This window comes from Ruminococcus sp. J1101004sp1_RTP21198st1_B9_RTP21198_201120 (genome assembly GCF_040924245.1).
Lineage (GTDB): Bacteria > Bacillota > Clostridia > Lachnospirales > Lachnospiraceae > Blautia_A > Blautia_A faecis.
In genome coordinates, this window is sequence record NZ_JBCOMI010000001.1 from 211111 (window position 1) to 236494 (window position 25384).

At 41.0% G+C, this 25384-nt stretch carries 21 protein-coding genes, 3 pseudogenes and 1 riboswitch; of the genes and pseudogenes, 17 read left to right on the forward strand and 7 right to left on the reverse strand.

The genetic code is table 11. The features are described from left to right. Nucleotides 1-10: 10 nt before the first annotated feature. The 5 genes from AB5618_RS00925 (at nucleotide 11) to AB5618_RS00945 (ending at nucleotide 11094) form a co-directional block, all read left to right on the forward strand. Complete coding sequence (locus tag AB5618_RS00925) at nucleotides 11-826, forward strand: ABC transporter substrate-binding protein (protein ID WP_173771457.1); 816 nt, start codon at nucleotides 11-13, stop codon at nucleotides 824-826. Next, nucleotides 810-3014 (forward strand): ATP-binding protein, encoded by a 2205-nt coding sequence (locus AB5618_RS00930; protein ID WP_148462051.1) that lies wholly within the window; start codon nucleotides 810-812, stop codon nucleotides 3012-3014. The genes AB5618_RS00925 and AB5618_RS00930 overlap by 17 nt, the downstream gene beginning before the upstream one ends. Then, complete coding sequence (locus tag AB5618_RS00935; RefSeq protein ID WP_148462052.1) at nucleotides 2992-4842, forward strand: ABC transporter substrate-binding protein; 1851 nt, start codon at nucleotides 2992-2994, stop codon at nucleotides 4840-4842. Before AB5618_RS00930 ends, AB5618_RS00935 begins: the two co-directional genes overlap by 23 nt. A gap of 5 nt (nucleotides 4843-4847) precedes the next feature. Beyond that, nucleotides 4848-7799: a response regulator gene (locus tag AB5618_RS00940; protein ID WP_368366427.1), complete on the forward strand. Its 2952-nt coding sequence runs from the start codon at nucleotides 4848-4850 to the stop codon at nucleotides 7797-7799. 151 nt (nucleotides 7800-7950) lie between these two features. Continuing rightward, a riboswitch (cyclic di-GMP riboswitch) is annotated at nucleotides 7951-8026 on the forward strand. Nucleotides 8027-8226: 200 nt separating this feature from the next. Further along, nucleotides 8227-11094: a transporter substrate-binding domain-containing protein gene (locus AB5618_RS00945; RefSeq protein WP_173773299.1), complete on the forward strand. Its 2868-nt coding sequence runs from the start codon at nucleotides 8227-8229 to the stop codon at nucleotides 11092-11094. 158 nt (nucleotides 11095-11252) lie between these two features. Here AB5618_RS00945 and AB5618_RS00950 read toward each other — a convergent pair whose 3' ends face one another. Beyond that, complete coding sequence (locus AB5618_RS00950) at nucleotides 11253-11426, reverse strand: hypothetical protein (RefSeq protein ID WP_173717288.1); 174 nt, start codon at nucleotides 11424-11426, stop codon at nucleotides 11253-11255. Then, a complete protein-coding gene (locus tag AB5618_RS00955; RefSeq protein ID WP_173771466.1) occupies nucleotides 11413-12051 on the reverse strand; it encodes a DUF3786 domain-containing protein in 639 nt (212 codons plus the stop codon). The genes AB5618_RS00950 and AB5618_RS00955 overlap by 14 nt, the downstream gene beginning before the upstream one ends. Nucleotides 12052-12372: 321 nt before the next feature. Here AB5618_RS00955 and AB5618_RS00960 point away from each other — a divergent pair. From AB5618_RS00960 to AB5618_RS00970, 3 genes and pseudogenes are all read left to right on the forward strand, one after another. Next, nucleotides 12373-12528 (forward strand): annotated as a pseudogene (locus tag AB5618_RS00960) (DUF6444 domain-containing protein); the annotation flags it as partial. Next, nucleotides 12529-12717 (forward strand): annotated as a pseudogene (locus AB5618_RS00965) (DapH/DapD/GlmU-related protein); the annotation flags it as partial. It lies immediately after the preceding pseudogene. A gap of 42 nt (nucleotides 12718-12759) precedes the next feature. Then, a complete protein-coding gene (locus AB5618_RS00970) occupies nucleotides 12760-13233 on the forward strand; it encodes a DUF1897 domain-containing protein (RefSeq protein WP_118584022.1) in 474 nt (157 codons plus the stop codon). 103 nt (nucleotides 13234-13336) lie between these two features. Here the strand turns inward: AB5618_RS00970 and AB5618_RS00975 are convergent, their stop codons facing one another. The 4 genes from AB5618_RS00975 to AB5618_RS00990 all read right to left on the reverse strand — a co-directional run bounded on the left by AB5618_RS00975 (nucleotide 13337) and on the right by AB5618_RS00990 (nucleotide 16478). Next, a complete protein-coding gene (locus AB5618_RS00975; RefSeq protein ID WP_227199227.1) occupies nucleotides 13337-14164 on the reverse strand; it encodes an SdpI family protein in 828 nt (275 codons plus the stop codon). Nucleotides 14165-14345: 181 nt separating this feature from the next. After that, a complete protein-coding gene (locus tag AB5618_RS00980) occupies nucleotides 14346-14639 on the reverse strand; it encodes an autorepressor SdpR family transcription factor (protein ID WP_187564839.1) in 294 nt (97 codons plus the stop codon). Nucleotides 14640-14996: 357 nt separating this feature from the next. Then, nucleotides 14997-15827, reverse strand: a complete 831-nt coding sequence (eutJ, locus tag AB5618_RS00985; RefSeq protein ID WP_173772019.1) for an ethanolamine utilization protein EutJ — start codon at nucleotides 15825-15827, stop codon at nucleotides 14997-14999. A 159-nt stretch (nucleotides 15828-15986) separates the two neighbouring features. Then, the gene (locus tag AB5618_RS00990; protein WP_173717345.1) at nucleotides 15987-16478 is read right to left on the reverse strand and encodes a hypothetical protein; all 492 of its coding nucleotides are present in this window, start codon (nucleotides 16476-16478) and stop codon (nucleotides 15987-15989) included. A 6-nt stretch (nucleotides 16479-16484) separates the two neighbouring features. Here AB5618_RS00990 and AB5618_RS00995 point away from each other — a divergent pair, with 6 nt between their 5' ends. The 6 genes from AB5618_RS00995 to AB5618_RS01020 all read left to right on the forward strand — a co-directional run bounded on the left by AB5618_RS00995 (nucleotide 16485) and on the right by AB5618_RS01020 (nucleotide 21383). Next, nucleotides 16485-17018 (forward strand): TetR/AcrR family transcriptional regulator, encoded by a 534-nt coding sequence (locus AB5618_RS00995; RefSeq protein ID WP_173772017.1) that lies wholly within the window; start codon nucleotides 16485-16487, stop codon nucleotides 17016-17018. An 897-nt stretch (nucleotides 17019-17915) separates the two neighbouring features. After that, the gene (locus tag AB5618_RS01000) at nucleotides 17916-18395 is read left to right on the forward strand and encodes a pyridoxamine 5'-phosphate oxidase family protein (RefSeq protein ID WP_173772015.1); all 480 of its coding nucleotides are present in this window, start codon (nucleotides 17916-17918) and stop codon (nucleotides 18393-18395) included. Nucleotides 18396-18439: 44 nt separating this feature from the next. After that, complete coding sequence (locus tag AB5618_RS01005; RefSeq protein WP_173717344.1) at nucleotides 18440-19372, forward strand: DUF1848 domain-containing protein; 933 nt, start codon at nucleotides 18440-18442, stop codon at nucleotides 19370-19372. Nucleotides 19373-19434: 62 nt separating this feature from the next. Then, the gene (locus tag AB5618_RS01010) at nucleotides 19435-20091 is read left to right on the forward strand and encodes a thymidine kinase (protein WP_173718908.1); all 657 of its coding nucleotides are present in this window, start codon (nucleotides 19435-19437) and stop codon (nucleotides 20089-20091) included. Nucleotides 20092-20116: 25 nt separating this feature from the next. Then, nucleotides 20117-20515, forward strand: coding sequence for an arsenate reductase ArsC (locus tag AB5618_RS01015; RefSeq protein ID WP_173718909.1), 399 nt, complete (start codon nucleotides 20117-20119; stop codon nucleotides 20513-20515). Between the two features lie 304 nt (nucleotides 20516-20819). Further along, on the forward strand, nucleotides 20820-21383 hold the full coding sequence (locus AB5618_RS01020) for a hypothetical protein (RefSeq protein WP_368366428.1): 564 nt from the start codon (nucleotides 20820-20822) through the stop codon (nucleotides 21381-21383). A gap of 157 nt (nucleotides 21384-21540) precedes the next feature. Here the strand turns inward: AB5618_RS01020 and AB5618_RS01025 are convergent. Beyond that, nucleotides 21541-22430: pseudogene (locus AB5618_RS01025) on the reverse strand (transposase). A gap of 691 nt (nucleotides 22431-23121) precedes the next feature. On the opposite strand from AB5618_RS01025, the gene AB5618_RS01030 reads away from it, so the two are divergent. Genes AB5618_RS01030 through AB5618_RS01040 form a run of 3 tightly spaced genes read left to right on the forward strand, consistent with a single transcriptional unit; the run spans nucleotide 23122 to nucleotide 25361 of the window. After that, the gene (locus AB5618_RS01030) at nucleotides 23122-23286 is read left to right on the forward strand and encodes a hypothetical protein (protein WP_173717341.1); all 165 of its coding nucleotides are present in this window, start codon (nucleotides 23122-23124) and stop codon (nucleotides 23284-23286) included. 20 nt (nucleotides 23287-23306) lie between these two features. After that, the gene (locus tag AB5618_RS01035) at nucleotides 23307-23609 is read left to right on the forward strand and encodes an STAS domain-containing protein (protein ID WP_148462062.1); all 303 of its coding nucleotides are present in this window, start codon (nucleotides 23307-23309) and stop codon (nucleotides 23607-23609) included. Nucleotides 23610-23636: 27 nt separating this feature from the next. Beyond that, the gene (locus AB5618_RS01040) at nucleotides 23637-25361 is read left to right on the forward strand and encodes a GH3 auxin-responsive promoter family protein (protein WP_148462063.1); all 1725 of its coding nucleotides are present in this window, start codon (nucleotides 23637-23639) and stop codon (nucleotides 25359-25361) included. The last annotated feature ends 23 nt before the right edge of the window (nucleotides 25362-25384 follow it).

The window sequence follows — 25384 nt, forward strand, 5'->3', positions numbered from 1 at the left end:
TAGACAGAAAATGAAAGGAAAAAAAGTGATTGCAGGCATTCTGCTTGCGGGAATTTTAGCAGTTACCCTGGCAGGGTGTAAAAACACAGATAACACGAAAGAAGAAACAGAAAAGCCTGTTATTACCCTCGGAAGCGATAACTATCCACCATACAATTATCTGAATGAGGATGGTGTACCGACTGGCATAGATGTAGAACTGGCTACAGAAGCTTTCAAAAGAATGGGATATCAGGTGGAGGTTGTCCAGATCAACTGGGAAGATAAAAAAGAACTGGTGGAGAGCGGAGAGATTGACTGTATCATGGGCTGCTTTTCTATGGAAGGACGTCTTGATGATTACCGCTGGGCAGGACCGTACATAGCAAGCCGTCAGGTGGTCGCTGTAAATGAGAACAGTGATATCTATAAATTGAGCGACCTGGAGGGAAAGAATCTGGCTGTTCAGTCCACAACCAAACCGGAAAGTATTTTTCTGAACCGGACAGATGATAGAATCCCCAAACTGGCAAATCTGATCAGTCTTGGACACCGGGAGCTGATTTATACGTTTCTGGGAAAAGGATATGTAGATGCAGTTGCCGCACATGAGGAATCGATTGTCCAGTATATGAAGGATTATGACGCAAGCTTCCGTATCCTGGAAGAACCTTTAATGCTCACTGGAATAGGTGTCGCTTTTGCAAAAGATGATGACAGGGGAATCTGTGAGCAGATGAGCCAGACTCTGGAAGAAATGCGTCAGGATGGTACATCCCTGAAAATTATTGAAAAATATCTGGATGATCCCCAGAAGTATCTGGAGGTGGATGATCTTGGATATTAAGAGAAGTAAAAAAGAAAAACGAATCCAGCGGCTGGGTGGTCTGATTGGAATCTGTGTGGCTGTAGTCTCTCTGTTTTATTTCTTCCACGCAGAAAAAGCAGAAGCAGAGAAAAGAATGGTGGAGATTGTAAATTATGTGAAAGTGCAGTGCTCCACCTACACCCATTATAATGAATCTTCGGAATCCAAAAGTCTCCTCCGTGCCATTGAAAGTGCCAGACAGATGAGTACAAATATTAAAATGGAAACAGAAAACGGCGGGCAGCTAAGCGAGGATTTTCTGAAAGAAAACCTGCAGACTCTCTGGGTGGATGGCATCATTGTACTGGATACAGAAGGAAAGATGGATTGCGAATACAGTACGGATGAATCTCTGGCCAATGAGATTACAGAGTATCTGCAAAAAGATATTATCATGGATTTTGACGGATATGAAGAAAGAACTTATTCGGAACGGTTTGACAGGGAAGATGGATCACATGTCGACATTGCAGCCTGTGCCAGAAAAGATGCACCGGGTATTGTAGCAATCTACTATTACACTTCTCCTGAATTTGCCAGAAACTATACACTGACGATACAAGGACTTTTAAACGGTTATAGTACTCAGAAAGATGGAACGGTTCTTGTTGCAGATGATGGGATTGTTGTTGCCAGCAATGATGAGAGTCTGTTAGGACAGAATACGGCTGAAAACGAAGTTGTTCAGGAAATGAAAAAGCATACAGATAGTCAGCACATTTACCATTTGAAGAATGAAGGAACCGGATGCTACGGAATCATGCTGAAGCAGAGGGATTACTATATTTATGCATATCTTCCGGATACAGAAGTGTTCCATAATCTTCCATTAAGTGTGATAAGTGTTATTTTTCTTTATTTTCTGATGTTCAGTATATTCTGGTTCTGGACCTACAGAACCAATCTGGCGCACCGGAAACAGGAACAGGAAAAAGATGAAAAATATAAAGCAGAACTTCTGATAGCAGCAAAAAAGGCAGAAGCTGCCAATGAGGCAAAAACAGAGTTTCTCCAGCGGATGAGCCATGATATCCGGACTCCGATCAATGGAATCTGCGGCATGGTCAATATGGCAGAACATTATGCAGGTGATTTGGAGAAACAGACGGAATACAGGACAAAGATTAAAGAGGCATCCAATCTGTTGCTGGAACTGGTAAATGAAATCCTGGACATGAGTAAACTGGAGTCAGGTGAAATCGTTCTGGAAGAGATTCCATTTAATCTGAGCAGTATTTCAAGGGAAGTATTTTCTGTGATCGAGCAGATGACTGCAGAACAGAATATCAGGATCGTGTGGGAGAAAAAAGAAATCACACACCGGGATTTTATTGGAAGTCCGGGGTATGTGAAACGGGTGATGATGAATGTCCTGTCCAATGCAGTGAAATATAACAGAGAAAACGGACACATCTATATCAGTTGCATGGAAATCCCATCCGAACAGCCAGGAATGACCACAATGGAATTTATCTGCCGGGATACAGGAATCGGAATGACTGAAGAGTTCCAGAAATGTGTATTTGAACCATTTGCACAGGAACACACAGGAAGCCGCACAAAATTTGCCGGAACAGGACTTGGGATGCCGATCGCAAAGAATCTGGTCGAGAAAATGGGCGGAACCATTACCTTTGAAAGTGAAGAAGGCACAGGAACTACATTTGTGATCCGGGTTCCGTTCAAAATAGATATGAATGCGGATAAATGTAGAAAACAGAAGGATGTATCAGAAAAATCTATAAAGGGGCTGCACATTCTTCTGGCAGAAGATAATGAGCTGAACATGGAAATTGCAGAATTTATGCTCCAGAATGAAGGTGTTGAGGTGACGAAAGCATGGAATGGACAGGAAGCTGTTGAGATATTCAGAAAAAGTAAACCTGGTGAATTTGATGTCATTCTTATGGACATTATGATGCCGGTTATGAATGGTTATGAAGCTACAAAGAAAATCCGTTCTCTGGACAGAGAGGATGCAAAGGTGGTTCCGATTATTGCAATGACAGCAAATGCATTCACGGAGGACAGACTGAGAGCTAAAGAAGCTGGAATGGATGAGCATATAGCAAAGCCTGTTGATGGAAAATTATTGATAAATATAATTTATAAACTAATGAAACACAGTTTCAGGGGGAGTCATAATGAAAAAGAAAAACCGGAGTAAGTTACTTGCTGTACTTCTGGTGATGGCGACAGGCACATCACTTTTGTCAGGCTGCGGCAGAAAAATTGCAGAAAAAGAAGATGCAGAAACCATCACAGTGTATTTATGGAGCACCAGCCTGTATGATAAATATGCACCATACATCCAGGAACAGCTTCCGGATATCAATGTTGAATTTGTAGTCGGCAATAATGATCTGGATTTTTATAAGTTTCTTGATGAAAACGGTGGATTGCCGGATATTATTACCTGCTGCCGGTTTTCCCTGCATGACGCAAGTCCGCTGAAGGACAGTCTGATGGATCTTTCCACAACCAATGAGGCAGGTGCTGTCTATGATACCTACCTCAGCAGTTTTATGAACGAGGATGGCAGCGTAAACTGGCTTCCCGTGTGTGCAGATGCCCACGGTTTTGTAGTGAACAAGGACCTTTTTGAAAAGTATGAAATTCCGCTGCCAACCGATTATGAAAGCTTTGTCTCTGCCTGCCAGGCATTTGACGAGGTGGGAATCCGTGGCTTTACTGCAGACTATTATTACGATTATACCTGTATGGAAACACTGCAGGGTCTGTCTGCATCAGAATTGTCTTCTGTAGACGGACGCAAGTGGCGCACCACCTACAGTGACCCGGATAATACAAAGAGAGAAGGTCTGGATGATACCGTCTGGCCGGAGGCTTTTGAACGCATGGAACAGTTTATCCAGGATACCGGGCTGAACCAGGACGATCTGGATATGAATTATGATGATATAATTGAGATGTACCAAAGTGGTAAGCTTGCCATGTACTTCAGCAGCTCAGCTGGTGTAAAAATGTTACAGGATCAGGGCATTAACACAACATTTTTGCCATTCTTTCAGGAGAATGGCGAAAAGTGGCTGATGACGACCCCATATTTTCAGGTGGCATTAAACCGTGACCTGACACAGGACGAGACGCGCCGGAAGAAAGCAATGAAGGTACTGAATACAATGCTTTCAGAGGATGCACAGAACCGGATCATTAGTGATGGACAGGATCTGTTAAGCTACAGCCAGGATGTGGATCTTAAGCTTACGGAATATCTGAAGGATGTGAAACCTGTGATCGAGGAAAACCACATGTATATCCGCATTGCGTCAAATGACTTTTTCTCCGTTTCCAAGGATGTGGTTTCGAAGATGATTTCAGGAGAATACGATGCAGAGCAGGCCTATCAGTCATTTAATTCCCAGCTTCTTGCGGAAGAATCTGCTTCAGAGAATATCGTGCTGGATTCACAGAAATCCTATTCCAACCGTTTTCATAGCAGTGGGGGAAATGCGGCTTATTCGGTTATGGCAAACACTCTGCGTGGTATTTATGGGACGGATGTGCTAATCGCAACCGGAAACAGCTTTACGGGAAACGTGCTGAAAGCTGGATATACAGAAAAAATGGCAAGAGACATGATCATGCCAAACAGTCTTTCGGCATATAGCTGCAGGATAAGCGGGGCAGAACTGACAGAACTGGTCAGAAACTTTGTAGAAGGCTATCAGGGAGGTTTCATTCCCTTTAACCGTGGCTCTCTGCCTGTGGTCAGCGGCATTTCCGTGGAAGTCAAAGAAACGGATGATGGCTATACATTGAGTAAAGTTACAAAAGACGGAAAAAAAGTTCAGGACAAGGATACATTCACGGTAACCTGCCTTGCGATACCAAAACACATGGAAGCCTATCCCACAGATGAGAATATTGCGTTTGAGGGAGAAGACACCTTTGTGAAAGATACCTGGACAGGATATATTTCAGATGGTGATGCCATTCTTGCAGAACCTGAAGACTACGTGACTCTGAGGTGAGAAGAATGGATATTAAGAAGCATAACAAAGGCAGAGAAAAGACTGTTAGGAGAAAACGATTCCGGATCGCTGTCTTTACAGCTGTTTTACTGGAAATTGTTCTGATGGTTTTCCGATATTTTGACTTTGTGTCGAAAACTATTTATGAGGAAAGTGTTTCCCATCTGACGGAGGTTTTTCATCAGTCTGATAATATGTTAAGGGAATTGACAGATAAGAACCTGACTTATCTCCATATTTGGGGTGAGAATCTGCAGAATACCTCAAGCGAAGATGAAATCCGTAATTATATAAAGAATGCGCAGGAAGATGCCGGATTTTTGGATTTCTTTTTTCTGTCAGCCGACGGGAACTATAAGATGGTGACAGGGGAAACCGGGTACCTTGGATTACAGGAAAATATTGAAGAGGACATCCGGCAGGGAAATGATGTGATATCAAATGCAGCAGTTCCGGGAAAATCCCAGTTGCTTGTTTTTGCCACTCCCAAGGCTCATGGAAACTATCAGGGATTTGAATATGATGCCATCGCCATTGCTTATGAAAACTCTAATATCGTAGATGTACTGGATATTTCTGCTTTCAATGGAAATGCACAGAGTTTTATTGTTCATCCGGATGGCCGTGTTGTGATCGATCATTCTTCTGAGTTATGGGGGAATGTATATAATTTCTTCGGTGTTCTGAGAGAGCATTCTGATATGTCTGAAAAAGAGGTCAATGAGCTTTCGGAGAAGTTTAAAGCAGGACATACTGGTGCGATGCTGGTAAATCTGGATGGAAGGAACTATTATCTGGTCTATGAAAAATCAGATATTCAGGACTGGGTATTTCTGGGACTTGTACAGGCAGATATTGTCAATGCCAGTATGAACAGCCTGCAGAGCAGTACAATGCTTCTTGTTGGTGCGGTCGTGTTCTGTATTGCTGCTTTTCTTATCAGTCTTATTATTCAAAAAAGCAGGACAAATCTCAGAAGAAAGGATACGGAGATCCGGTACCGGGATGAGCTGTTTCAAAAGCTTTCAATGAACGTGGATGATGTCTTTCTGATGCTGGATGCAAAAACATATCAGGCAGATTACGTCAGCCCAAATGCGGAAAATCTGCTGGGTATTACGGTAGAACAGATTCGTAGAGATATTCGTGTTCTGGGAAAATTGCATCCGGCGGAACATGAAGATCCGGAGAAAAATTATCTGGAAGAAATCAAGGTTCATGAACAGCGAGAATGGGATTTTGAATATGTTCATCAGAAAACAGGGGAAAAACGCTGGTTCCATAATATTGCAATGGGTAGTGAGGTAAATGGAAAAAAGAAATACATCCTGGTTCTGTCGGACCGTACCTCGGACTGGAAAATGAACCAGGCACTTTCTGAGGCAGTCCGTGCGGCGGAGACAGCAAACAGGGCCAAGAGTACCTTCCTTTCCAACATGTCTCACGATATCCGGACACCAATGAATGCGATCATCGGCTTTACCACACTGGCTGTAAGCAATATTGATGATAAAAACAAGGTTCGGGATTATCTGGGAAAGATCCTTTCCTCCAGTAACCATCTGCTTTCCCTGATCAATGATATCCTGGATATGAGCCGGATTGAGAGCGGAAAGATCCATCTGGAAGAAACGGAGGTCAGTCTGTCGGATGTGCTTCATGATCTGAAGACGATCATCAGCGGGCAGATCCATGCGAAACAGCTGGAGCTTTATATGGATGCCATGGATGTGACAAATGAGGATGTCTATTGTGATAAGACACGACTGAATCAGGTGCTGCTGAATCTTTTGTCCAATGCGATCAAGTTTACTCCTGCTGGCGGAACCGTTTCTGTCCGGCTGAAACAGTATCCGGGTCTCCAAAGAGGCAGTGAACTGTACGAGATCCGGGTGAAGGATAACGGAATCGGTATGAGTCAGGAATTTGTACAGAAGATCTTTTCTCCTTTTGAGAGGGAGCGGACTTCCACTGTAAGCAGGACTCAGGGTACAGGACTTGGTATGGCCATCACCAAGAATATTGTGGATATGATGGGCGGCACCATTGAGGTCCGGACAGAGCAGGGGAAAGGTACCGAATTTATCGTCCGACTGCCATTCCGGACTCAGCCTGAGCACCAACGTATAGAGAAGATCATAGAGCTGGAAGGTCTTAAGGCTCTGGTTGTAGATGACGATTTTAATACCTGTGACAGCGTGACAAAAATACTTGTGAGGGTTGGAATGCGTTCGGAATGGACACTTTCCGGTAAGGAGGCTGTTCTGCGTGCACGACAGTCTATGGAGCTTGGGGATGCCTTCCATGCTTATATCATCGACTGGCGACTGCCGGATATGAATGGTATTGAGGTCACCAGACAGATCCGCAGTCTTGGTGACGATACACCGATCATTATTCTGACTGCTTATGACTGGTCAGACATCGAAGTGGAAGCCAGGGCTGCAGGAGTAACTGCATTCTGTGCGAAACCTCTGTTTATGTCCGATATCAGAGATACCCTGATGACTGCCATTGGCCAGAATCAGGCTGAGCAGGAGAAGCCTGTTCTTCCGGCGGCATGCTCAGATTTCAGAGGCAGATGTATACTGCTTGTGGAAGACAATGAGCTGAACAGTGAAATTGCGGTGGAGATCCTTAATGAATATGGCTTCCTGGTGGATACTGCAGAAAATGGGGCAGAGGCAGTAGAGAAGGTCAAGAGGTCGAAACCGGGCGGTTATGATTTGGTGCTGATGGATGTGCAGATGCCGGTAATGAACGGATATGAGGCCACGAAGCAGATCCGTGCCCTTAGGGATCCGGCACTGGCAGGAATCACCATCCTTGCCATGACGGCCAATGCTTTTGACGAGGACAGAAAGAAAGCGTTGGAATGCGGTATGAATGGATTCTTATCCAAGCCAATCGTTATAGAGGAATTGATCAGTACATTACAAAATAATCTGACAGATTAGTAATAAAAACCTGCTAAGAAGTTCGGTTAACAACTTTTTAGCAGGTTTTCAAATTATTTTTAAGCGTTAAAGCGGTGAGGTTTTTCTTGTGTAAAGTGGAGCAAGGGAGTATAATAAAATCAGTTTTTTTGTATAATTTTAAATGCTCTAATATGGAAATCGGCAAAACAGATGAAAGTCTGCGACGCAAAGCTACAGGGCCTGTAAAATGGCAGCCAGTTGCATGAAATGAGATGCGCTGCCTGTTTGGCAGCGTTTTTATCACCCGGGGCATTGCAGAGATGATGGAAATTACACAGCAGCAGTACACAGCAACAGGGATGAATGCACATATTGCAAAACCGATTGATATAAAAACAATACTTGCTGTTTTTGACCTGGTGTTTGGAACATCATAAAACACAAACGGATGAAGGAAATAAAAAATATGGATAAAAGTAGAAAAAAATCAGCCGTACTATTTGCATGTATATTTGTGGTCCTGGGAATGTGGATGATGTTATCGGTACACTGCCAGGCTGCTGAAACGAATAATGATGAAAAACAGCCACAGACCATCCGTGTCGGCTCATTTGAGGATACCTTTAATTATGTCGATAAAAACGGTGTCAGACGAGGTTATGGCTACGAGCTCATGCAGGCTCTGGCAGGTTATACCGGATGGAAATTTGAGCATGTGAAATGTGACTGGTCCAACTGTTTTGATAAGCTTGAAAATGGTGAGATTGATATCATGGGCGATATTTCTTACACCGATGAACGTGCACAGAAGATGCTTTTCCCGGATGAACCCATGGGTGAGGAAAAATATATCCTTTATGCTGATTTATCGGATACGGATATTGGGACGTCTGATTTCAAATCTATGGACGGTAAACGTGTAGGTGTGCTCATGGGTACTGAGCCTGAAATCATGCTGACAGAATGGGAAAATAAGAATGGCATACATACAGAACATGTAAATGTGAATAATAATGATGATGTCGAAAAGAAATTAGCGAATCATGAAATCGATTGTTTTGTATCTCTGGAGGAATCCATCTGGTCTGAACAGGGAATATCATCCGTTACCACGATTGGTAAATCCGGCATATATTTTGTAATAAATAAAGAGCGCAGCGATATCAAGACAGAGTTGGACTGGGCTATGCGTCAGCTGGATCAGGATAGTCCTTTTTTCAAGGCGGATCTGTATAAAAAGTATTTTACGCTTGATTATTGTCAAAGTCTTACAGGCGGAGAAAAGTCCTGGTTGGAAGAACATGATGGTATCCGGATCGGATTTCTGAGTAATGATGCGGCAGTATTTTCTCTGGACGAAGAGACTGGAAAACTTACCGGTATGCTGGCAGAATATTTCTCTTATGCCAAAGACTGTCTGGGAAATCAGACACTGGAATTTAATATACAGGAATATGATGATTATGATGAAATGCTTCAGGCTTTACAAGAACGAGAGATTGACATGATTTTTTATGCTGGCAGGAATCCATATTTTGCAGAAAAAAACGGATATACACTTACAAACACAGCCTGGACCTACAGCCTGATGGCGGTAACAGATGAGGAAAAATTTGATGAGAATAAGGTGTATACTGTAGCTGTGCCCAGGGAAAAATATGCCTTAAAACAGCATATTGCATTCAGTTATCCCCAATGGAAGCTTATAGATTGTGATTCGCTTGACGATGCAGCAGATATGGTCATTCATGAAAAAGCAGACTGTTTCCTCATGGGCGCAAGTCAGGCACTAATATATGATAACAGTCAAAATTTCAAGAGTATTCCACTTACAAAAACAATGGAGGCATGCTTTGCAGTTAGAAGTGGAGAGGGAACCCTCTTATCAATATTGAATAAAACCTTAAAGGCTATGCCGTCTGACATGCTTACAAGTGCACTTGCTATTTATGACAGTACAGCAGATAAGGTAACATTTTTGGATTTTGTAAAAGACAATATGCTTGCTTTTTTTGTTACGGCAGGATTTTTTGTACTCACTATCATTAGTATTATCCTCGTACTTTTACGGAAGGCAAGGAAAGCAGAAGCTGTCGCAAAGCTTGCTGCAAATGATACACAAAAGCTTAATGACAAGTTGGAAATCGCTCTGAAAAAAGCAGAAGAAGCTAATCTGGCAAAGACTCGTTTCCTTAACAATATGTCACATGACATCCGTACTCCTATGAATGCAATTCTGGGCTATGCACAGCTTATGGAGAATGAACTGAAAGGAAAGGATTTGCCTGAAACTTCAGAACATTTAAAAAAACTTCAGCAGTCAGGAAACCTCCTTCTGTCAATCATAAATAATGTACTTGATATGGCTCGGATTGAGAGCGGAAGGATGGAAATTGATGAGAACTATGGACGGATTGAGGATATCCGGCAGACTCTGTTTGAAATATTTGAGGATGAAGCAAAGAAAAAGAATCTTGCTCTTCATTACACAATAAATGTAGAACATGAAAATATACTGACAGATACTACCAAGGTAAAAGAAATATTTGTCAACATCCTGAGTAATGCCGTAAAATATACTCCAGCCGGTGGTTCTGTTATGGTAGATATAGATGAATTACCCTGCGAGGAGCCTGGGTACATGATTGTAAGGACCAGGGTGAGCGATACCGGAATTGGTATGAGCCAGGATTATCTGTCAAAAATTTTCGAAGCATTCACTCGTGAACGAAACACCACGAAGAGCAAAATCACAGGAAGCGGACTTGGAATGTCAATCGTAAAGAAATATGTTGATCTGCTCGGTGGAACAATCGATGTGGAGAGTGAGCTTGGAAAGGGCAGCACTTTTACTGTAACACTAAAACACAGGATAGCGGATGAAAGCTATTATGTAAAAAAACATGCTGAAAATCCAGAATCCTGCAGTGAAATACTTGAGGGAAGGAATATCCTTTTGGCAGAGGACAATGATCTGAATGCAGAGATTGCAGAAGCAATACTTGAGCGTGCAGGTCTTAAAACAGAACGTGTGGAGGATGGTATCCAGTGTGTAAACAGGATAATGCAAATGCCGGTTGGAACATATGATGTGATCCTCATGGATATCCAGATGCCTAAAATGGACGGTTATAAGGCAACACAGGAAATCAGAAATTTACCAGATAAGGACAAGGCGTGTATACCAATCATTGCAATGACAGCAAATGCATTTGAGGAAGATAAGCGGGAGGCTATTGCAGCCGGAATGAATGAACATATAGCAAAGCCAGTCCAGGCTGATAAGCTGCTGTCAATATTATCAGAAGTAATAAGGCAGCAGGAAAAATATTAATTGCATGTTATACTAATGGAGTGCCACTCTGGAAAATTGCATAGGACTTTTTTCTTTAAAGAGTGCTTTAACAATTTAATCTTTGAAAGTACCACGATATAAGAATGGGGAGGATTCCCTCCCCAAAAATATTTTTTCAGAACTTACATAAGTTCCTTTCAGATGCCATGATATGACCGGTATTCCAGGTACATTTCAATCATATTTTTTCTTACTGGAAGGTCTGTTTGTTTGAGAATTTCGCTGATTCCAGTAGCAGAATATCCATTTTTCCATAATAATTCAGCCGCACACTCAATCAGGAGTTGTCTGGATTCTTCACCTTTTTTCATTTCGCATTTCCTCGTTCAGTCTGGAAAACAGATGTGTAAGTGCAAACATAAGCGTTTCATAATGCATGTAATCTAAAGTATTCCTGTCTGCAAGAATTTGAAGACTTGCCGGGAACTCATCATCAGCTTCCCAGAAACGAATGATAATCGGCAAAAAAGGAAAAAGATTTAATTTAAAAGCAACATCTCCTTTTTCCAGTTCCTTTCCGGAAAGTGCTATACAGGCATTACGCAATTCAACGGTTTTTCCGTTAAAAAAGTCAGCGGTATTCTGAAAAAATCCGCTGCTCGTTGAGAGATTTCCTGTTCGGACAGAGGAAAGGCTGTTTATGTTTATAAATTCATGTGACAGATGGCATCTATCCTTTGAATAACATAAAACATCATAAATAGTCATTGCTTCATTGTGATTGGCTTCATGAATTATTTCAAAATCATTATCTGACCACTGAACACTTCCCGTTTTTCGTTTAATACGATAGGTACGGTTAATAAAAGTAATATATAACCAGTCAGAATTGTAATCTAATGAATATTTATGTATCATTGTAGCCTGATTATATTGCAGGAAAACATGTGCTGTAGAAATTTTTATTTTATCATAATTAGTCAGAGCTTTCGTCATATACCCCTCCAAGAATATTTTTGTTGTAGTTATTTTAGAATAGACTAATTGGTCTATAAAATCAATGCTTTTTGTGCCATTTTGTTATAGCAGGTCAAAGGAACAATGGCTGTAATGAGGATCAGAGGGATAATAGTAGTAACGAATAATACGCGAGAGTTCTGTAGAGGGTCTGGCGTTAGAGGATTGGATTAAGGAAGTATCTTTTTTGTCTGACTGGTTTTTTTACGGCATTTCCGTTACAATAGAAATATAAAAAATCGCGGAAAGAAGGTGGTCTGAATGCCAGTTAATATCACAGAAGAATTCGTTCGTTTTCTGATGAAGCAAAACGAAGAACAAAGTGCTCGCATTGCTGAGCTTTCTGCTGAGATTACAAGTCTGAACCAGACCATCCGAGAACTGAAAGAGCAGTTAAACAAAAACTCAAAAAACAGTTCCAAGCCACCTTTATCTGACGGACTTAAGAAGCATGATTGTAAAACACAAACAGCACCAGTTATCATTGGAAATAATGTATGGATTGGTGGCGGGGCTATTATTTTACCAGGAGTTACTATCGGAGATAATGTTGTGATTGGAGCAGGCAGTATTGTAACAAAAAGTATTCCCGACAATGTGATTGCTGCAGGCAGTCCTTGCAGAGTGATCCGTAGGAATCAGTAACAAACATGTTTTATCCAGATAAATATATAAGTGGGAGGTATTATGCCTGAAATACGGAAGAAAATTGAATTACTACAGAAAATTGCACATCGATTTAATGAGGCAAATATAGAGTGGGCTTTAGGCGCATCTATGCTGCTGTACTTTAAAGGTATTATTTCAGAATTTCATGATATTGATTTAATGGTCTCTGTTCATGATGCTGAACAGGTCCGAACAATTTTATCAGAAATGGGAGAACTTCACGCACCGGCTTCTGCTTCTGATCCAATGTATCGTACAAAGGTATTCATGGAATTCACCATTGATTCTGTAGATATTGACGTTATGGCTGGATTTTCTATTGTAAGCGAAGGGAAGGTTTATGATTGTTCTCTTGACAAAGAACAAATCGTGGAACGAATGACACTTGGAACAGAAATCGTTCCTTTGCAATCGCTGCGATTATGGTGTAAATACTATCGGCTGATGGGGAGAAACAAAAAAGCTGACATGATTGAAAATAATTGTAAATAAATATAGTATCTGATATATGTAAAAAAGGAAACTGCCTGGAATTATCCGACAGTTTCTTTTTTATTTGCAGAATTGTTGTGGTCAAGCTTTTTTGTAACTGATGTTATTCTAATTCATTTGACATCTTTTCGCTAATAGTATGATAGATTTCCTTTGTCGCTGAATCATTTGCACCATTTACGACCAATATTTTTCCATTTATACTCATGACTACATATGAATGACAGGATGAATGGGTATACCGGATATAATCTCCATAGACATCATTTCTAAAATTTCCCATAGCATATTTAAGATTTCCTAAACCATTGGTTCTATAATCATTCCAGCTCTGAGATGAATTTTCTTCATATGAGATACTGTCAATCTGCGTATAGTCTACTGTATAATCGCTCCAGCCTTGTGCCTCAATGGTAAAATCTTTATCCTCGAAACGAATCTCAATACTTCCCAAAAACAACGTCCATATACCGAATATAATGGTTAAAATGGCTATGATACCTGATACTCCAATTGTTTTTTTGTTATACTGAATTTTTAATTTTTCTCCGGTCGCTATCTTTTTCTTATAAAAGAGATAAGAATAGAGAATGCTGATGATTGCAGCTGCCATAATGCTTACGATATACAAAACAAGAGCAGCCATACTTTCCTCAAAAAGACCACAAAGCATACACAGAATACCTGATGCCATCCATAGTTTTCCACTGAATCTATGAGTTGCATTCCAATTTTCTTCATCCTGCAATGTCCATATAACCCGGATCCCTATCGTATTGTTCTGTTTTACCTTTGGCAGATAATTTCCTATAACCATGAACAGTAAGCCTGTTCCATAATACATGAATGCCATAAACAGGTTCTCCATATCTGCCCCGGTATTTACCAATCTGGCAATGCCATTATAGAGCAATGTAATAACAGGTATCATCCATATAGCCATTCCTATAACTTTAGGGCTCTGTTGTCGGCTTCTGTTATCATAAAATATGATTGCTACAAATATACAGTGCGTTACTACAAAAAATACATTTATCCATTTACCGTGTGTACTCGTAAAACCGACCAGGACTCCTACAAAAATTACCAGTATAGAGCTGATTAATGAACCTCTATATTTTTTTATCATTTCCTTCATCGTCTGATGCTCCTTTCAAATTTGTGATCCACAGCATGACATCTTCCAATACGGAAGTGTTTAATTCATAATAAATAAACTTTCCTTCTCTTTGGTTTCGGATCAAATCAGCTTCCTTCAATATTGCCAGATGTCTTGATATGGATGCTCCCGTTACTGAAAAATGTGCGCATATTTCTCCGGCTGAAAGCCGCCCATTCTTCAATAAGTTCAAAATCTCACGTCGTATTGGATCTGCCAGTGCTTTTAATGTATCCTGTATACCCAAAAATTCATCACACCCCTTTATTTAACATTTAACCTAATTGTTAAACGTATTATAATGCAAGGGATATCATGTGTCAAGAACCAGTTACTTCAAAAAACTGCCTGGGTAGCAAATAAAGACAGAAGCATGGTTTTCCCTGTTCTGCAGAAACAGATCTGTTTGATGCCGCCATCCTTGCCCATCCGGAGAAGATTATTGTCAAACGTCTCCTGAAAAGTGAATGCCTGGCAGGGCGTGAGCCATACTAGAAAACTGAAATTCACTTATTTGCAACATAAAAGCTCTATCGTATTTTGAAGCACCAAAAATCTAACTTTTGGACAGATCAAAATACGATAGAGCTTTTTGTTATTAGAATCAGTGAGCTTTTTGTGGAAGCTGGCAGTTATAAGCGATTCCAAGCGGTGTGACCAAAAGGGGATGAACCGGCCGGTAAACTGGAAGGTTCAGCTTCTTCTCAAACACGCTGGTAAATTCCTGAAAGCTTGCAGAGCCGCCTACCACATAAACTGCAGGTATCTCATAGCCTTTTAGAAATTTCTCGGTAATGGATGCCATTTTTTCAACCGTTGCCTTAATAACCGGAAAAATTTCCTTCTCTTTTTCCGGAGTGGTCTTCAGAACCTCTGCCTCTTCGTAGGGAATCCGGTAATGACCGGCAACTGTCATCGTCATATGGCTGCCCCCAGTTGCCTCGTCATCCGTATAGATTACCTTGCCATCCTTGAGGATGCTGATGCCGGTTGTGCCGCCGCCCACATCTACAACTGCACCGTCGGTAATCTTTAATACAGCAGCGGCCGCAGTAGGTTCGTCAACAATGTTGGTTACTTCGAAACCGGCACCTTCCAATACATATCCAATGCTCTTCACACTGCCTTCTGAAACTCCCGGAGGAATGGCAGCAGCGGCATAGAGAAGCTCCGTGCCCAGCTTTTCTTCCAGTTCTTCTTTTAATTTTGTAACCAGCTGAACAGATTCGTAATAATTCACAATAACACCGTCACGGATTGCATGGGAGGGTGCAGAGACACCGGCAATAGGACGATTCGTACTATCTACAACTGCAAGAACCGTGTTCGCAGTACCAAGATCCACGCCTACCTTCAAACGCCCTCTGAATTTTTTACATTCACCAGTGCGTACCAGTTCTGCAAAATTTGATAAAGTTCTGTTTTTTAGTTCCATATCCGAACACTCCATTTCTAATAAATCTGGAAGCTGTGAATCAGTGTACTGATACATTCATATTTTGCAGTGATTCGCAGCGATAATGTATTTATTATATATGAAAAAAGGCGAAAAAACAATAATTTTGCCCGGAATATGGCTCATTGCCGGCGTAAATTAAAATGGCAAAGTAAGCTGATCCAGTAGCTTTAAACAGTCCTCCTTTGAATATACCATAGGACTTCCTGGCAGTGACTGAACGAAATCCTGAAAGATCCGGCACAATGATTCGTCTGAAATATGAATATTACAACAATATGTGCCAAATAAAAAAGCGTTTGTCGGGTAAATATTAATCTTGTTTTGCGCACTGACAGAAATGGACAGATAGTCAGGAAGTTTCAGCTGTGTCGGGCGGGTGATAAGGCCACAAATATTATCCTTTGCAATATCTGACCGCAGCTGCCTGAGCATGGCAAGAATGTCTTCGTGCTCAAGAGGAGGTACAAACTGAGGCGGTAAATCTACAATAACATTGCTGTTGAAAAGATCCAGCAGCCCTTTTTCCGTGAATATAGAGTAGTACCGCATAGAATTTTGCCTGAGTACAGAAAAATGCCTTTCCACCAATGCAAGCATATCCTGATACGGAACATTACTGCTTCGCATATACTTGTGAATACCTTGCTGCTTACCCTGGTCAAAACAATGTTTGGAAGCCAGTTTGATAAGGCGGAGAAATTATTAGGGGAAACTCCGGATCCGTTGCTTGTCTATGGAGTAGAAGTTTCGATACAGATGTACATAGCCGAATTGTCAGAACCGTTGAGGGAATTATATGTGGTAGGATATTCTCTTCCTACTACTTCAGAATATATTTATATGAGCACGGCGCAGAAGATTCAGCATATTTTTTCACAATATATAAAAGAAGCAGAATTGAAAGATTTTTATGAAATGGACATTGCCTCTGCCGGAATCACCAGAGGATTTATGGCAAAAAAATGCGACCTCTATTTTACCATGGAGAATAAATTAAGAAGATTACTGAAATGCTGCTTTACCTTATATAAAGTACCGGAAGCCAAACAAGAGGAAGTAATAGGTCAGATCTTAAAAATGGATCTGAAACCAATTGCAGAGAAAATCATAGAAGACACAGTAAGAAAAGCAGAAGAAGGATTTGAAGCAGTTTTGGCAGAAAAGTAAATATTTTGAAAATTATATAAGTATAAAAGGACTGACAAAAACCTGTCAGAAGTAGCAGCGACCTGCACAGAAGATGGATTAACGGAAGTAAGATACTGTGAAATCTGCGGTGCAGTATTTGCAGCACAGAAAGCAGTGAAGGCAACAGGCCATAAAGAAGTAATAGACAAAGAAATAAATGCCACGTATTTTACTCTTTAAGGATCCTGAACCTGAGGAAATTAATGGATTTAAAGACATTACAGAAGCTGTAAACTTTTTAGATATAATTATCCAGTGTGACGGACAATCAATAAATAATAAAGAGCATTTCTGCTTCACTCATAGAACAATTGAACCACATGAGGAGCGACGTGTTGAATATAGCGATGGAAGAACCGAAATGGGATGCTTTAAGTGCGAGACATGCTCCTGGAGAAGAACTATTCGGTATATAAATGAACCATCGTGGTATGCAGATTAAAGATATCCGGGGCACAAATTGTCATGTTGTTCATATCTGTAAGGAAATTTACAGAAATTAAGGGGCTGGAAACAGTCCCTTTTCAAATATTTTTGGAAAGTTACAGGGAAAACATATGGATAAAGTTTTGAAAAACTGTGCGTCGCATTCTCGTTACTTCAGTGATGAGCTAGGCGCACTATTTTTTGAAAATAAGCAGAACAAATGTTTGTAAATTCTATTTGCATATGGTACAATTCATTAGGAAAGTATCAGATTCAGAGCAAACAAAAAGAGCAATTCTGAGAAAAACTGGAACTGCTCTGAATGTGATTCTTTCCAATTGAATTGTCTGGTAATCTATATAGATGAAAAATGGAGTTTGCCTTAATCAAAATGTAATCTAAAAAATGAGATTCCATTGAAAAGCAAAATAATTGGCAGGAGGATATCTTATGTTTCGCGAGATGAGAAGATTTAAGCAACAGGTTTCACAAGATGAATGTAAAAAAATATTAAAAGATGAAAAAAGAGCTGCTTTTTCTGTAATTGGTGATGAAGGGTATCCCTATACCATTCCAATTAATTTTTACTATGAAGAGGCTGATCATACGATTTATTTTCATGGAGCCAGAGAAGGACACAAGATGGATGCAATCCAGAAATGTAATAAAGTGTGTCTGACAACCTGGAACCAGGGTTTCAAAAAAGAAGGGCACTGGGAGTGGAATGCCACAAGTGTTGTTGTGTTTGGAAAAGCAGAACTTATCACAGATATCAAGATTATAGAAGACCGTCTTCGAAAACTGGCAGAAAAATATTACCCTACAGTAGAAGAAGTAGAAAAAGAAATGAATGGTTCTGCAAGAAGCCGTGTCCAGCTATTTGCAATCAGAATTGAGCATATGACAGGGAAGCTTGTAAATGAGAAATAATATGTAAGAGAGTTTGCTGACATAAAAAAGAAGGGAACACATTTATGATTATTCAGACCGGTATGCGGACGGATATCCCGGCGTTTTATTCGGAATGGCTGTGTAACCGGATAAAAGAGGGCTACGTGATGGTTCGGAATCCATATCAGCCGCAGCAGGTAACAAGATATACCTTTTCGCCTTCTGTGGTAGATCTGATTGCGTTCTGCTCGAAAAATCCGGCGCCTATGCTTTCACACATGGATTTACTGAAAACATATGGAATGTACTGGTTCGTTACCATTACCCCTTATGGAAAAGAAATAGAGCCTCTGGTTCCAGATGTAGAAGCGGTAATAGATACATTTCGGCAACTGGCTGAGATTACAGGACCGGATTCCATGGGATGGCGTTATGACCCTATATTCCTGAATGAGACTTATACGCCAGAGGTCCATATCCAAAAGTTTACACAGATCGCACAGGCCCTTGAGGGCTATACCCATACCTGCGTGATCAGTTTCATCGACCTGTACCAGAAAGTGAGAAGAAATTTTCCGGAAGCCCAAGCTGTACCAAAAGAAAAACGTCTGTCACTTGGGAAAACCATGATACAGATAGCCGCGGCACATGGAATGAAAGTATATCCCTGTGGAGAAGGAACAGAATTAGCCTGTTATGGGGCAGATTGCAATGGCTGTATGACACAGGAAACATACGAAAAAGCCCTCCATACCACGCTGGATATACCGAAAAAGCAGCCACTACGGAAAGAATGTGCCTGTTTTATGGGAAATGATATTGGAGCATATAATACCTGCCTTCATGGATGCAAATATTGTTATGCTAATTACGATACCAAAACGGTTCGTCAGAATTATGCTTTGCATGATCCGAAATCCCCGTTTTTGATTGGAAATTTAAAAGCGGATGATAAAATACATCAGGCGGATCAGAAAAGCTGGATCGACGGACAACTGGTTCTGAAATTTGATTGATAGAAGGAAAAGCTATATGGAAAAGCTTTTGAAAGAACACTGAGCATAAGGAGAGTCTGAAAATGGCAAAATTATATTTCCGCTACGGAGCAATGGGAAGCTCGAAATCAGCAAACATACTAATGGTCCGTTATAACTACGAAGAGCGCGGTCAGTATGCCGTTTTGTTAAAACCAAGAACAGACAGCCGGGATGGAGAACGCAAGATCCAGTCTCGTATGGGATTATCTGCTTCAGCAGAATACGTGGATGAATTTTTAAAAGAGATCTCTACGATCTGGAAAAAAGAAAATACAGAATACCGGTATCAGGGAAAGAAAGTGGATGCAGTTCTGGTGGATGAAGCGCAGTTCCTTTCGGAAGCGGAAATAGACACTTTGTCCGACCTTGTGGATTTTTATAATATTCCAGTGATCTGCTATGGACTGCGCACCGATTTCCGCAACCGCTTATTTCCTGGCTCCAGACGTCTGATGGAGATTGCAGATGTCATTGAGGAAGTACCGACTGTCTGTTGGTGTGGAAAACGTGCACAGTGTAATACCCGGTATGCAAATGGAGAAATTGTACGGGAGGGTGCGCAGATCATGCTTGGCTCCAATGAAAGCTATGTGGCGCTTTGCCGGAAGCACTACAAAGAAGGAAAATTATGGAAAGAAGCTGGAGCAGAAAATGAAACGAGCACCAGGAGGAACTGTAAAATTATGGAAAAGGAGTAAGATATAAGAGAAAGGGGACTCTTCTATGAGTAAGAAAAAGGCAGCTTTTATCTGTGTCCATAATTCATGCCGCAGCCAGATAGCAGAAGCATTTGGAAAGCATCTGGCATCTGATATATTTGAAAGCTATTCTGCCGGCACAGAGACAAAACCGCAGATCAATCAGGATGCAGTCCGGATTATGAAAACGTCATATGGAATAGATATGGAAGCAGATGGTCAGTACAGCAAACTGATTCGCGATATTCCAACTCCTGATATCGTGATTTCCATGGGATGCAATGTAGGGTGTCCGTTTATTGACAGGCCTTTTGACGATAACTGGGGACTGGAAGATCCAACGGGAAAAAACGATGAGGCGTTTAAATTAGTTATAGAAGAAATCAGGAAGAAAATCCTTGAATTAAAGAAGAATGCGTCTTGATAACTTGCAAAACGATATTTTGATAGGAACAGATAGATGAAGCATGCTTGATAATCTGGATACCAAGACGTCTGCCAATAATCATGGAAAGGTGTGGAATACCAGAAGAAATCATATCACATGGAGGCTGTATGTGGGTCTGCACATTACCAGATCGCTGCGTACTGGTCCAGAGTTTTGAACAAGCCTGCGATTAAAGCGTATCAGGCATCCAGACGTGGGATTGTTCTGACAGCAAATTATACTGCTACGCAAAAGGGGGTAAAGAAGTGCCTGTCCGGATCTGGTTGTTGTTCCGCCCAGAATGGAGCTTTATCTACAGTTTTCTTCCATGCTGCAGGAGATTTATGGAGAGTATACCGATCTGGTGGAGCCTTATGGATGTGATGAAGCGTGGCTGGATGTGACTGGAAGTACCGCCTTAAAAGGGGATGAAAAAAAGATTGCAGATGAGATTAGAAGCCGTGTAAAAAAGGAATTGGGGATCACAGTCAGTATCGGGATTTCGTGGAATAAGATTTTTGCTAAGCTTGGAAGCGATTATAAAAAACCAGATGCGATCACCCAATTTCATAAAGAAAATTACCAGAGTATCGTCTGGAATCTTCCTGCAGCTAACCTTTTGTATGTCGGAAGATCTACCAGAACGATGTTAAACCGTTATGGGATCAAAACCATTGGGAAAATTGCAACGTCAGATCCAGATTTCCTGGAACGACTGTTCGGGAAGATGGGACTGGTCTTATATTCCTTTGCAAATGGCTGGGATGATTCTCCTGTTGAACCAGAAGGCTATGCGGCTCCCATTAAGTTCATTGGTAACAGTACCACCACACCAAGAGACTTAGCAACTAACCTGAATCCGTGAAGTTCATTCTTTAAGAGAACCAATCTTCCAAAGGTAAGTTTGTTTCATGATGTGAGCATACTTCTGTGGCTTTTTCTGTATCAGCACCGGGAACAAAAGCAGTCACTGGGCAAAAAAGGGTACACGAAATAAGCCTGCTATAAAATTGCTTTGTTACTTATGAGTTTGTGACAGCATATTTCTGACAGATATCAGAAAATATATGTCGCCAGATGTTGCTTCTTCCGAGGCCGGTTATCAACTGGCGTGCATGCATGGTTATATGTCCTGCCATCATAATCAGGTTGCTGATAACTGTGCGTAAACGACGGCGTTTAACATCCCTCTTCTGACGGGGTGCCCGTCCTCCAATTGTGCCCTGACCGATCATACGGAGAATGTTATATGCGATCATCCCTAATTCGAGTATCAGTGCATTGGTCGCGAACTTTCCGGATGGAAGCCGCTCCAGATCCATGTCTGTTTTTACCTCACTATGAAACTGCTCACATTCCCCATGGGCATGATACAGACTGATGATTTCCTCATCCGGGTCACCAAGGTTTGTCCACCAGGCTTCAACTTCAATATCGGGAACAAGGTTGAACTGACCATACTTATCAATGGTTCGCTCTGTAATCTCGTATCCGGCACGGAGTGTATACTCTGTATTGAACTGCTTACTGGTAACGGTTTTCCAGTCACTGCCTATATAGACGGTTTTTCCGTCTCTGGGACTGGTTACATTCCGGCAATACTGCTTTGCCATTTCAAACCAGTCATCCGTGCTTTCTCGGCGAAGTTTTCGCTTGATAATGAAAAAGCTTCAAAGTAAGGTTTGCCCATGCAAAGCATTCCAAGGTAAGTGAGTACAATATCACCATTTTTAATCTGATGCTGAGACCGATTGGATGTCACGTCCATGCGATTGAGTTTTTTGATGAAATCGCTTTTCCCAAGGAGGGCGCCAACAACAGCCAGACCGCTGGCTGGGATAATACGTTCATTTGTAAACTCAACAATAATGTTCTTATTGGTGTTCAGTGTGATTCGGTGGTTGTTATTCATGGTAAAAGACTCCAATCCATAGATTTTGTTATGTCTATTTTACCACAGACTGCTTTCACCTGGTGGGTGAATAACAATATTGGAAAAAAATATTGCAAAAGCATGAAACTATAGGGTTTAAGGAGTATGTGAGGAAATCAACTTCACGGATTCAGGAAAAACCAATAAAGCAGACAATAGATAATATTCTCAGTAACGCAGCCAAAAGTAGAATGTCTCCATGACAGCAGAATATAATAAATTAATTCTAAAAATAAAGGGAGCTCTTTAATGAAGCAAAAACCCTTATTGATCAGCCTGTTAATTTCTCTGGGAACCGGAGTGATTGCAGGCTTTCTTACTTTTAAAAGTATGGAACAATACTAGAATGAGCCGCCTAATAATTGTGAAAATCAAAATTCAGTAATACGGAATATAGAAAATCAGGAAGTTAATCTTTTATCAAAAGAAGAGCTTTGCAAACGGCAAAATCAAATCAGATGAATGTCTTTTTACACTATATTTTGACTATTCACGCAAAAATATAGACAGAGAAACTAGATTTAAATAATATATATAATATAGATATAAAAACAGTTAAAAGAAGAAAGGAGAAAAAATAGAGAAAGCATGTTTGCTATCTTTTGTATTGCTGTTCAGTACTTTAAGTCAAAGTATTGTAGCAACAACCGTGTATGCAGGCAATATTCTTATGATGGAACAAGATTCAGAATTACCTGTAAAAGAAGATCAAGCAGATATTACGGATCAGGATCATCAAGAGAAAAATACTGATACAGAAAACACAAATTCAGATAAAGAACAGGGAACTGAAGAAAGCACGGATTCAGATAAAATAGTTACCGCATATGTATAAAATACAAGGGGGTTAAATCAATGAAATTTGATGTTAAAACACAGGGAAAGAAAATGGAGGTTGCTTTGGAAGGAAGAATGGACTCTGCAACAGCACCGGGATTTGAGAAGGAGATTTTCCAAAAGCTTGATGGAGTTACTGAGCTTGTTCTGGACTTTACCGATCTTGCGTATCTTTCCAGTGCCGGATTAAGAGTTCTTTTATCCTGTCAGAAGAAAATGAATGCAGCAAAGGGAAGTATGGTTGTAAAGCATGTCAATGAAATTATTATGGAAGTATTTGAAGCAACCGGATTTGACAGTATTTTGACAGTCGAACAATAAAAGACAGATGAAAATGGGGAAAAGAATATGACAATTGAAGAGAGAAAATTAACACCTGCCGGACAGGGGAATCTGCAACAGATCAAATTGGGAATACCGGTAGTGGAAGCATTGAATCGGATGGCAGAGGATCCCATGGGGGAAAATGAAAAGCTGCTTTTAAGGATTCTGGAACAAAATAAGGATACGGAATATGGAAGGAAATATGGCTTTGCGAATATTCATTCCATAGAAGAATACCAGAAGAAGGTTCCGGTCAGTGTATACGATGATTATGCAGGCTATATTTTAAGAATGAGTGAGGATGGGGAGGAGAATCTGATTACCTCCGGTAAGGTTGTACATTATAACAAGTCTTCAGGAACGGTTGGAAATCCCAAGCGTATACCGTTGACGGAAGAGGCTTTTCAGGTTTTTCAGAAGTATAATGGTCCCTACCGTATGGGTCTGGTCGCAAAAGAACTCGGAGAAGACTGGATCAACGGACGGAATATGTCCATTGCGGAATCCATTGCAGAGATCCAGCACGTGAAAAGCGGTGTTACTTATGGGGCTTTGTCAGTAAAAATGATCGGTGAATTCCGCCCTTACCTCGGAATGAGTTTTACATCTCCCGATGAAGCAATTTATCCGGAATCGGAAACCAACACCAGATATCTGCATGCACGTTTCGGACTGATGGACCAGGATCTTACGAATATGGCAGCGAACTTTCTTGGATTTTTACTGGAAGTATTGCGTTATATGGAACAGCATTGGGAGCTTCTGGTTAATGATATTGAACAGGGAACGATTGATCTGGGTATTAAAATGTCAGAGGAAGTCCGTTCCAGTCTCTTAAAGAAAATTCAGCCCATGCCGGAGAGAGCGCAGGAACTGAGGGGAATTTTCATGCAGGGGTTTGAGGAACCGATTGTACCGAAGCTGTGGCCTCATGCACAGTTCCTTACCGGTGTCGGTTCCGGTGGATTTAAGGTTTATGCTGATAAGATCAAAGAGAAATATATGGGAGAAAAAATAGCCCGTTATTTTACCGGAATTAATGCATCTGAAGGCATGATCAGTGTCCCGTACCGGTTAAATGATGAGAAGAGCGTGCCGGTTCCGGACAGTATGTTCTATGAATTTCTGCCGACAGACGCAGATGATGATTTCTCCAAAATAGTAACGATAGATCAGCTTGAGACAGGTAAAGAATATGAAGTGATTGTTACGAATCTTTCCGGTTTTTACCGGTATCGTATGCGTGATGCGGTAAAGATTGCAGGAAAATATAAGAATCTGCCGATTCTGGAATTCATCGGACGTATTGATCAGACAGTCAGTATTATGGGGGAGAAGACAACAGAAGTGGCACTCAGGACTGCCGCAGAGGATACAGCAAAGCAGCTTGGCTTTGACATGATTGATTTTACAGTATATCCGGATGTTGAACATGTTCCTCCACGTTATACTTATTTTATGGAAATCGAAAGCCTTCCGGAGGGGATGAAAGCAAAGGAAATCCGTTTTTTTCTGGAGAGGAATCTTGCTAAGGCCAATCCGTCCATGGGAGATAAGGTGGCAAAAGGAATCTGTGCGCCAACTAAGTTAAATATCTTAGAGCCGGAGACATATAGCTTATACCGTGATCTGATGATAATGAAGGGAATTGCGCCGGCACAGCTGAAGCCTGTGCACATCATCCGGAATGAACTGCAGCGGAAATTCTTTTTCAGTCAGACAGAATACGGGGTGGAGCTTGTAAAATAAATGGAAGGACTTTGTGAAAATAA